Annotated in this window: 6 protein-coding genes and 1 pseudogene; 4 read left to right on the top strand and 3 right to left on the bottom strand. The window is 74.0% G+C overall.

Annotation, left to right across the window (positions count from 1 at the left end):
• From BG452_RS23240 to BG452_RS23225, 4 genes are all read left to right on the top strand, one after another.
• A partial coding sequence (locus tag BG452_RS23240) for an SGNH/GDSL hydrolase family protein (RefSeq protein ID WP_188306288.1) occupies positions 1 to 865 on the top strand: 865 nt, incomplete at its 5' end.
• 180 nt (positions 866 to 1,045) lie between these two features.
• Positions 1,046 to 2,356 carry a deoxyguanosinetriphosphate triphosphohydrolase gene (locus tag BG452_RS23235; RefSeq protein ID WP_188306287.1) on the top strand — a complete coding sequence of 437 codons (1,311 nt, stop codon included), beginning with the start codon at positions 1,046 to 1,048 and terminating at the stop codon, positions 2,354 to 2,356.
• A 58-nt stretch (positions 2,357 to 2,414) separates the two neighbouring features.
• Positions 2,415 to 4,331 carry a DNA primase gene (gene dnaG / locus BG452_RS23230; RefSeq protein ID WP_188306286.1) on the top strand — a complete coding sequence of 639 codons (1,917 nt, stop codon included), beginning with the start codon at positions 2,415 to 2,417 and terminating at the stop codon, positions 4,329 to 4,331.
• Between the two features lie 144 nt (positions 4,332 to 4,475).
• A complete protein-coding gene (locus BG452_RS23225; protein WP_223242622.1) occupies positions 4,476 to 5,645 on the top strand; it encodes an RNA polymerase sigma factor in 1,170 nt (389 codons plus the stop codon).
• Positions 5,646 to 5,652: 7 nt separating this feature from the next.
• Here BG452_RS23225 and BG452_RS23220 read toward each other — a convergent pair whose 3' ends face one another.
• From BG452_RS23220 to BG452_RS23210, 3 genes and pseudogenes are all read right to left on the bottom strand, one after another.
• Positions 5,653 to 6,759 carry an XRE family transcriptional regulator gene (locus tag BG452_RS23220; RefSeq protein ID WP_188306285.1) on the bottom strand — a complete coding sequence of 369 codons (1,107 nt, stop codon included), beginning with the start codon at positions 6,757 to 6,759 and terminating at the stop codon, positions 5,653 to 5,655.
• Positions 6,760 to 7,176: 417 nt separating this feature from the next.
• Positions 7,177 to 8,580, bottom strand: a complete 1,404-nt coding sequence (locus BG452_RS23215) for a glutamate decarboxylase (RefSeq protein WP_188306284.1) — start codon at positions 8,578 to 8,580, stop codon at positions 7,177 to 7,179.
• Positions 8,581 to 8,697: 117 nt separating this feature from the next.
• A pseudogene (locus BG452_RS23210) lies at positions 8,698 to 8,883 on the bottom strand (sugar kinase); the annotation flags it as partial.

Genomic DNA, 8,883 nt, shown 5'->3' with positions numbered 1-8,883 from the left:
CCCGGCCGCCGCGAGCCCGTCGCCGACCCCCACCCCGCCGCCGAGCGGCCCGTACGTGGCGCTCGGCGACTCCTACACCGCCGGGCCCCGGATCGCCCCGCAGGTCGGCGAGCCGGGGGGCTGCGCCCGCTCCGGGGTCAACTACCCCTCCCTGCTGGCGAAGGCGCTCGCCCTGGCGCCGGACCGGTTCCGGGACGTCAGCTGCAGCGGCGCCCGCACCGGCGACCTGAAGGCCCCGCAGAAGACCGACGACGGCGCCAACCCGGCCCAGCTGGACGCCCTGACCCCGGCCACCCGGCTGGTCACCCTGGGCATCGGCGGCAACGACGCCGGCTTCATGCAGGTCGTCACCGAGTGCGCCAGGGACACCCTGGTGGGCGCGGTGAAGGACCTGGTCGGCGAGAACGGCTCGGCCGCGCCCTGCCGGGACCACTACGCCTCCGGCGGCACCGACGAGGTGCGGGCCAAGGTGGACGCGGCCGGCGAGAAGGTCGCCGAGACCCTGCGGGAGATCGGCCGCCGCTCCCCGCAGGCCCGGGTGTACGTGGTCGGCTACCCGGCGCTGCTCCCGGCCGACCCGGCCGCTTGCGTGCCGGTGCTGGGCACCACGTTCGCGGCGGCGGACCTCGGCTTCCTCGCCGAGAAGGAGCGGCAGCTCAACGGGATGCTCAAGCAGCGCGCGGAGGCCGCCGGGGCGGTGTTCGTGGACACCGCCGGGCCCTCGGCCGGGCACGACATGTGCGCGGGGGAGGACGCCCGCTGGATCGAGCCGCCCTTCCCGGCCCACGGGCTCACCCCGGTCCACCCCAACGCGAAGGGGGAGGAGGGGGTGGCCGCCGTCGTGCTGAAGGCCGTCGGGGGCTGACCCGGCCCCGCGCGGGCTCCGCGGGCGCCTTCGCGGGCGGCCCGGCGACTGGACCGTTCGGGTCCGGTCGATTCGTCGGGGCGGACACCGGCGCGCCTCCCACGGTTCACGCCCCGGCTCACACCACTTCGTGCGCGGCACACCCCGCGTGTCGGCGCCGCGGCGTACCGTGAGACCCATATGGATGACACCACGCACCGCCTCGCCGCCCCGATCCCGTACGACCACGCCGCCGAGGCCCGCTGGGTCCCCGAACCGGATAAGCGTCCCGGCCGCACCGCCTTCCAGCGCGACCGTGCCCGGGTGCTGCACTCCGCCGCACTGCGCCGACTGGCCGGCACCACCCAGGTGGTCGCCCCCATGCGCAGCGACTTCCCGCGCACCCGGCTCACCCACTCGCTCGAATGCGCCCAGGTCGGGCGGGAACTGGGCGCGGCCCTCGGCTGCGACCCGGACCTCGTGGAGGCCGGCTGCCTGGCCCACGACATCGGCCACCCGCCCTTCGGCCACACCGGCGAGGAGGCCCTCGACCAGGCCGCCGAGGCCTGCGGCGGCTTCGAGGGCAACGCCCAGTCACTGCGCATCCTCACCCGGCTCGAACCCAAGCGCTTCGCGCCCCTGGAGGACCAGCCCGCCGCCCGGCTCGCCCCCTGGCCGGGCCGCAGCGTCGGCCTCAACCTGAGCCGGGCCGCCCTGGACGCCGCCACCAAGTACCCGTGGAGCAAGGGCGCCCACCCCACCGACCCGGACTCGCCCAAGTACGGCGTCTACGCCGACGACCTGCCGGTCTTCCGCTGGCTGCGGGCCGGCTCCCCGGCCGGGCGCAAGTGCTTCGAGGCCACCGTCATGGACTGGTCCGACGACGTGGCCTACTCCACCCACGACGTCGAGGACGGCCTCCAGGCCGGCCACATCGACCCGGCCGCCCTGCGCGCCCCCGGCGAGCGCGCCGACCTGTTCAAGGTCGCCGAGCGCTACGCCCCCGACGCCGAGCCGGAGGAGCTCTCCGCCGCGCTGGACCGGCTGCTCGCCCAGGACTTCTGGCCGCGGGGCTACGACGGCACCGCGCGTGCCCGGGCTGGGCTCAAGGACTTCACCAGCCAGCTGATCGGCCGTTTCTGCCTGGCCGCCGAACAGGCCACCCGGGCCCGCTACGGGCCGGGCCGGCTCACCCGCTACACCGCCGAGCTGGTGGTGCCGCGGGACGTCCGGCTGGAGGTCGCGGTGCTCAAGGCGGTCGCCGTCCTCTACGTGATGATGCGCGACGAGCAGGCCCAGCTGCGGGCCCGCCAGCGGATCGTGATCGCCGAGCTGGCGTACGTGCTGAACCAGCGCGCCCCGGAGGGCCTGGACCCGGTCTTCGCCGCGATGTACCACGAGGCCGAGGACGACCGCGCGGCCCTGCGCACCGTCATCGACCAGATCGCCACCCTCACGGACGCCTCGGCCCTGGCCCTGCACGCCAGACTCGTCGGCGCCTCCTGGGCGTAGGCGGAAGACGGGCCCGACTCCCGGTCGGAAACCCCGGCCGCCCCAGTAGACTTCCGGGGTGGCCGGGCGGATCAGGGACGAAGACGTACAGGCGGTGCGCAGCGCACTGCCGATCGACGCGGTGGTCGGCGACTACGTACAGCTGACCAATGGTGGCGGTGGCGAGTACAAGGGCGTCTGCCCCTTCCACGACGAGAAGTCCGCCTCCTTCTACGTCAATCCCGCCAAGGGCGTCTTCCACTGCTTCGGCTGCCAGGAGAACGGCGACACCATCGCCTTCCTGATGAAGATCGAGCACTTCACCTTCGCCGAGGCCGTCGAGCGGATGGCCGCCCAGGCCGGCATCACCCTGCGCTACGAGGAGGGCGGCTACAGCCCCCGCCACCAGCAGGGCGAGCGCACCCGGCTGGTCGAGGCGCACAAGGTGGCCGCCGCCTGGTACCGGGAGCAGCTGGCCTCGCCGGAGGCCGAGATCGGCCGCCGCTTCCTGGCCGAGCGCGGCTTCGACGAGGAGGCGGCCAAGACCTTCGGCGTCGGCTACGCCCCCGTCGGGTGGGAGCACCTGGTCCGCTACCTGCGCGGCAAGGGCTTCACCGACAAGGAGATCCTCCAGGGCGGCCTGGCCTCGCAGGGCCAGCGCGGCGGGCTGATCGACCGCTTCCGGGGCCGGCTGGTGTGGCCGATCCGGGACATCGCGGGCGAGGTGGTCGGGTTCGGCGCCCGCCGGCTGCGCGAGGACGACAACGGGCCGAAGTACCTGAACACCCCCGAGACGCCGATCTACAAGAAGTCCCACGTGCTGTACGGCATCGACCTGGCGAAGAAGGAGATCGCCAAGTCGGGTCGGGCGGTGGTGGTCGAGGGCTACACCGACGTGATGGCCTGCCACCTGGCCGGGGTCACCTCGGCGGTGGCGACCTGCGGCACCGCCTTCGCCGAGGACCACATCAAGATCATCCGTCGGCTGCTGATGGACACCTCGCAGTACCGCGGCGAGACGGTCTTCACCTTCGACGGCGACGCGGCCGGCCAGAAGGCCGCCCTGCGCGCCTTCGAGGACGACCAGAAGTTCGCCGCCAAGACCTCCATCGCGGTCAGCCCCGGCGGCATGGACCCCTGCGAGCTGCGCCTGGCCCAGGGCGACGACGCGGTCCGGCAGCTGATCGACCACCCCGTCCCGCTGTTCGAGTTCGCGCTGAACACGGCGGTGTCGAAGCACCGGGTCGAGACGCCCGAGGGGCAGGCCGCCGCGATGGAGGAGGCGGCCCTGATCGTCGCCAAGATCAAGGACCCGTCGATCCGGCACGGCTACGCGATCCGCCTGGCCGGCATGCTCGGGGTGAACCCCGGCGACGAGCAGTTCGTGGTCCGCCGGATCTCCCAGCTGTCCCGCTGGGAGCGGGAGAAGCAGCAGAACCCCCGCGGCAACGGCCAGCAGCGCCGCACCGAGCAGCCCGTCACGGCGCCGCGCCCCGCCCAGCCGACCTTCCGGCTCAACCCGCGCGACCCGGCCCAGTTCGTCGAACGCGAGCTGCTCAAGCTGGCGCTCCAGTACCCGGACCTGGTCAGCCCGGCCTTCGACCACTACGGCGACGACGAGTTCCCGACCCCGCCGTACACCGCCGTCCGGCAGGCCGTCGCCAAGGCCGGCGGCGCCGCGTTCGGGGCGACCGCGCCCGACTTCACCAGCGCGGTGCGCGAGGCGGCCCCGGACGACCAGGTGCGCTCGCTGGTGACCGAGCTGACCGTCGAACCGGTGCGCTCGCTCCGCAAGGTGGACGCGATCTACGCCGGCGAGTTCCTGGTCAAGCTGCGCCTGCTGGCCGTCGACCGCCGGATCGCCGAGGTCCGCGGCTACCTCCAGCGGCTGGGCCACCGGGCGGACGCCGAGCAGCTGCACGCGGTGCAGACCGAGCTCTGGCAGCTCCAGCAGTACGGGCAGCAGCTCCGCAGCCTGGGCGCGGCGGCTCTGTAGGCCCGGCGAGCCCCGGAAGCCGCAGAGGTCCCGCGCAGAAAGTCGGCGCACGAGTCTCGGCCACGGAGCGTGGCGTACCCCACACTGGAGGACGTCCCACCTCCGTACAGCGCGGGTCCGCCAGAGTCGCGCCCGCCCCGAGGGATGCCCGTGGACCGAGGCCTTGCCGCAGCGACGACCGCCACCAGACGAGCCCAGCCCGCCGGAGCGCCGGACGGGGAGCAGGAGACGGACCACGGCCGGGCCGGGGCCGCGCCCCCGGGCGGCGAACGGGTGCCCGCCGCCCGGGAACTGCCGGAGGGCCACCCCGACGGCCCGGACCAGGACCCCGACGGCCCGGACCCGGCCGCGCGGGCCGAGCCGGATCCCGACGACGGACCGCCCGAGCGCTTCGAGAGCGCCGCCCCGGCCCCCGACCTGCTGCGCCAGTACCTGCGCGAAATCGGCCGGATCCGACTCCTCACCGCCGCCGAGGAGGTCGAGCTGGCCCGCCGGATCGAGGCCGGCCTGTTCGCCGAGGAGCGGCTGAACGGGGACCCGCCGCCGCCCGACCCGCTGGCCCGCGAACTGGACTCCCTGGTGGTCGCCGGCCGGATCGCCAAGCGCCGGGTGATCGAGGCCAACCTGCGTCTGGTGGTGTCCGTCGCCAAGCGCTACGTCGGCCGCGGGCTGACCCTGCTGGACCTGATCCAGGAGGGCAACCTCGGCCTGATCCGGGCCGTGGAGAAGTTCGACTACGCCCGCGGCTACAAGTTCTCCACCTACGCGACCTGGTGGATCCGGCAGGCGATGAGCCGCGCGCTGGCCGACCAGGCCCGGACGATCCGGGTGCCGGTGCACGTGGTGGAGCTGATCAACCGGGTGGTCCGGGTACAGCGCGCCCTGCTGCAGGAGCGCGGCCTGGAGCCGACCCCGGCCGACATCGCCGCCGCCCTGGAACTCACCGAGGCGCGGGTGCGCGAACTCCTCCGGCTGGCCCAGGAGCCGATCTCGCTGCACACCCCGGTCGGCGAGGAGGACGACGTCGCGCTCGGCGACCTGATCGAGGACGCCGACGCGGCCTCGCCCGCCGAGTCCGCGACCTTCCTGCTGCTGCGCCAGCACCTGGACGCGGTGCTGGCGACCCTCGGCGAGCGGGAGCGCCAGGTCGTCCAGCTCCGCTACGGGCTGGACGACGGGCGCCCGCGCACGCTGGAGGAGATCGGCACGGTGTTCGGCGTGACCAGGGAGCGGATCCGCCAGATCGAGTCCAAGACCCTGGTCAAGCTCCGCGACCACGCCTACGCCGCGCAGCTGCGCGGCTACCTCGACTAGTCGTGTTTCAGGGCGCGGACGGGCTCGGCGACGCCTGGTCGGTCGCCGCTGCCTGGGCCGGGCCGGTCTGGGCCGGGCCGGGCTGGGCGGAGGCCGAGTCGCTCGGCGTCGCCGCCGCGGCCCCGGTGCCCGGGGGCGGCGAGGCGGGGCCGATCGGGATCGGGGTGGAGTCCACCACCGTGGCCAGGTCGGCGAGGGTCGTGGTGCAGTTGTGCTCGGCCGGCTGGAAGCCGCAGACCTGGAAGCCGATCGACGGGTCCGCCGCGTTCAGCATCTGCGAGTAGTTGTCGTAGCCCCAGTGGATCATCGCGGTCTCGCTGTCCCCGGTGCTGTCGGTGATCACCGCGTAGTCCTTGGGCTCGCCCTCGGTGATCGCCGCCCAGGCGGCCTGGCAGGTCCGGCTGTACCGGAGGTAGACGACGACCTTGCCGACCGTCTGGGTCCGCAGGGTGCGGGCGTCCTTGCCGCAGCCGGTGTTCTTGGGGTCCTTGTGGGCGCAGCCGAGGGCCCGGCAGGCGGAGTCGGACGCGGGCTTGGCGCCGGCCGACGCGGTCGGGGCCGGCCCGTCGGCGGCCGAGGCCTGGCCGTCGTGCCGGCTGACCCGCAGACCGACCAGTAGCAGCAGCGCCAGTACGGTCGCGCCGGAGACCAGCGCCGCCGGACGCCGCCACCAGGGGCCGGCGGGTTCGGCGGCGGGTTGCTCGGCGGGCGGCGCCGACTCCTCGTCCGCCGGCTGCCCGTCCGTCGGTCCGGCCACCAGCTGGTCGGCCGGCTGGTCCGGCTCCCCGGCCACCGGCTGCTCGTCCACCGGCTGCTCGTCCACCGACTGGTCGGCCGGGGGCTGGTCGGCAGCGGGCTCCACGACCCGCCGCCACAGCCGGCGCAGCGCGGCCGGGTCGCAGTCCACCGCCCCGATCAGCGCCTCCAGCGCCTGCGCGGTGACCACCCGCTTGCCGTTCAGCCAGCGATCCCAGGAGGCCCGGCTGTAGTGGGTCCGGGCGGCCAGCTCGGACAGCGAGAGCCCGGCGGAGTCCTTGATCGTCCGGAGCTCCTCGGCCAGCAGCCGGGCGGGCTCGGACAGTTCCTCGGGCAGGTCCTTCCAGGCGGAAGCCAATGCGGTCCTCCATGGGTCGTGAGAGGGGACAACGGTGGACGGGCAGGAGGTGCGCGCCCGGTCCGGCCGCTCGGCGTCATCTCCAACCTCAGTGGCCCGGCGTCTCAAACCCCAGGTCATGGCGTTGAGACGGACGGAAGTGTCTCACAACCCCCTGGAACCCTCGAACAGTCATGTGTTCTTCGTGCAGAGTTCTCCTCGCCGGCGCGTTTCCACCGCCCCGGCCGCTTCGTTCGGGCCACGGCCGGTCGGCCGTGTTCGGCCCGACCGGCGTCCCGGATACCCCCACCGGTCGGGGCAGCCTCGCGGGGGGAGGCTGCCCCGACCGACCGGGACCACCCGGCGGGAGGGCGCTATCCCTGCGCCCTCCCGCCGTGGCTCTTCCGGGCCGCGGCACCCGCGGCCGGTGGACGGGGCCTAGTGGTGGAACCCCGTGCGGACCGGCACCCCCAGTTCCCGCAGCGGTACGGGCTGGCGCCGCAGCTCCGGCAGCAGCCGGTTGAGGTCGGCCAGCAGCAGGTCGGCGAGGTCCCGGGAGAAGCCGTTGCGGCAGACCACCCGGAGCACCGACAGGTCCTCCCGGTCCGCCGGGAAGGTGTACGCGGGCACCTGCCAGCCGCGCTCGCGCAGTCGCCGCGAGACGTCGAACACGTCGAAGGTCACGTCCTCGGTGGTGGTGAAGGCGAACACCGGGAGTTGGTCGCCGCTGGTCAGCAGCCGGAAGCAGCCCAGTTTCCCGATCTCCCCGGCCAGGTAGGTGGCGACCTCCCGGCAGGCCCCCTGGACGGCCCGGAAGCCGGCCCAGCCGAGCCGCAGGAAGACGTAGTACTGGGCCGCGACCTGCGCGCCGGGCCGGGAGAAGTTGAGCGCGAAGGTCGGCATGTCGCCGCCCAGGTAGTTGACCCGGAAGACCAGCTCCTCCGGCAGTGCCTCCTTGTCCCGCCAGAGCGCCCAGCCGACGCCCGGGTAGACCAGGCCGTACTTGTGGCCGGAGGTGTTGATCGACTGCACCCGGGGGAGCCGGAAGTCCCAGACCAGCTCCGGGTCGAGGAAGGGCGCCACCATGCCGCCGGAGGCGCCGTCCACGTGCACCGGGACGTCCAGGCCGGTGCGCCGCTGGAGTTCGTCCAGGGCCGCGCAGATCTCCGCGATCGGCTCGTAGGACCCGTCGAAGGTGGAGCCGAGGACGCCGACCACGCCGATGGTGTTCTCGTCGCACAGGGCGACCGCCTGCTCGGGGCCGAGGTGGAAGCGCTCGCCCTCCATCGGCGCGGTGCGGGTCTCGATCTCCCAGAAGGTGCAGAACTTCTCCCAGCACACCTGTACGTTGACGCCCATCACCAGGTTGGGCCGGGCCCCGGCCGCGTAGCGCTCGGCGTTGCGGCGCATCCAGCGGCGCTTGAGCGCCATGCCGGCCAGCATGCAGGCCTCGCTGGAGCCGGTGGTGGAGCAGCCGACCGCGGCGTCCGGGTCGGGGGCGTGCCAGAGGTCGGCGAGGATGGCCACGCAGCGCCGCTCCAGTTCGGCGGTCTGCGGGTACTCGTCCTTGTCGATCATGTTCTTGTCCAGGCACTCGGTCATCAGCCGGGTGGCCTGCACCTCCATCGAGGTGGTGACGAAGGTCGCGAGGTTGAGCTTGGCGCTGCCGTCCAGCATCAGCTCGTCGTGGACCAGCTGGTATGCGGTGTCGGCCGTGACCGGGCCCTCGCCGAGCCGGTGCACCGGAGGCGCCAGCTCCATCGAGCCCAGTGGGTCGGCGATGCCGAGAAACGGACTGACGCTCAGCCGGCGGTCGCCGCCGGTTCCCTTGTGCAGGGCCATGGGATCCTGCCGCCCTTCCGCCTCGGTGGCCGTGTCGCGACCCACGCTGCCATCGGGCGCCGGATGACGCATCTTCGTCGGCGCACTTCGGCCACTGCCGCCTCCACCCGGAGGGGCCTACGCGGAGGCGGCCTCCGGGTGGATCTGGTCCCGGGCCGCGCGGTACTGGCGGCGCACCGCCGAGCCGATCGCCAGGTCCTGCTCGCCCTCGGGCGCGATCGTCTCGGCGTCCGGCAGCGTCCACTCCGGCGGCTCGGGGGTGCCGGCCAGCGCCCAGGCGGCCTGCCGGGCGGCGCCGCGGGC

This window comes from Streptomyces sp. CBMA123, from assembly GCF_014596465.1.
Taxonomy (GTDB): Bacteria; Actinomycetota; Actinomycetes; order Streptomycetales; family Streptomycetaceae; genus Kitasatospora.
This window is presented reverse-complemented; position numbering and strand designations above follow the sequence as displayed.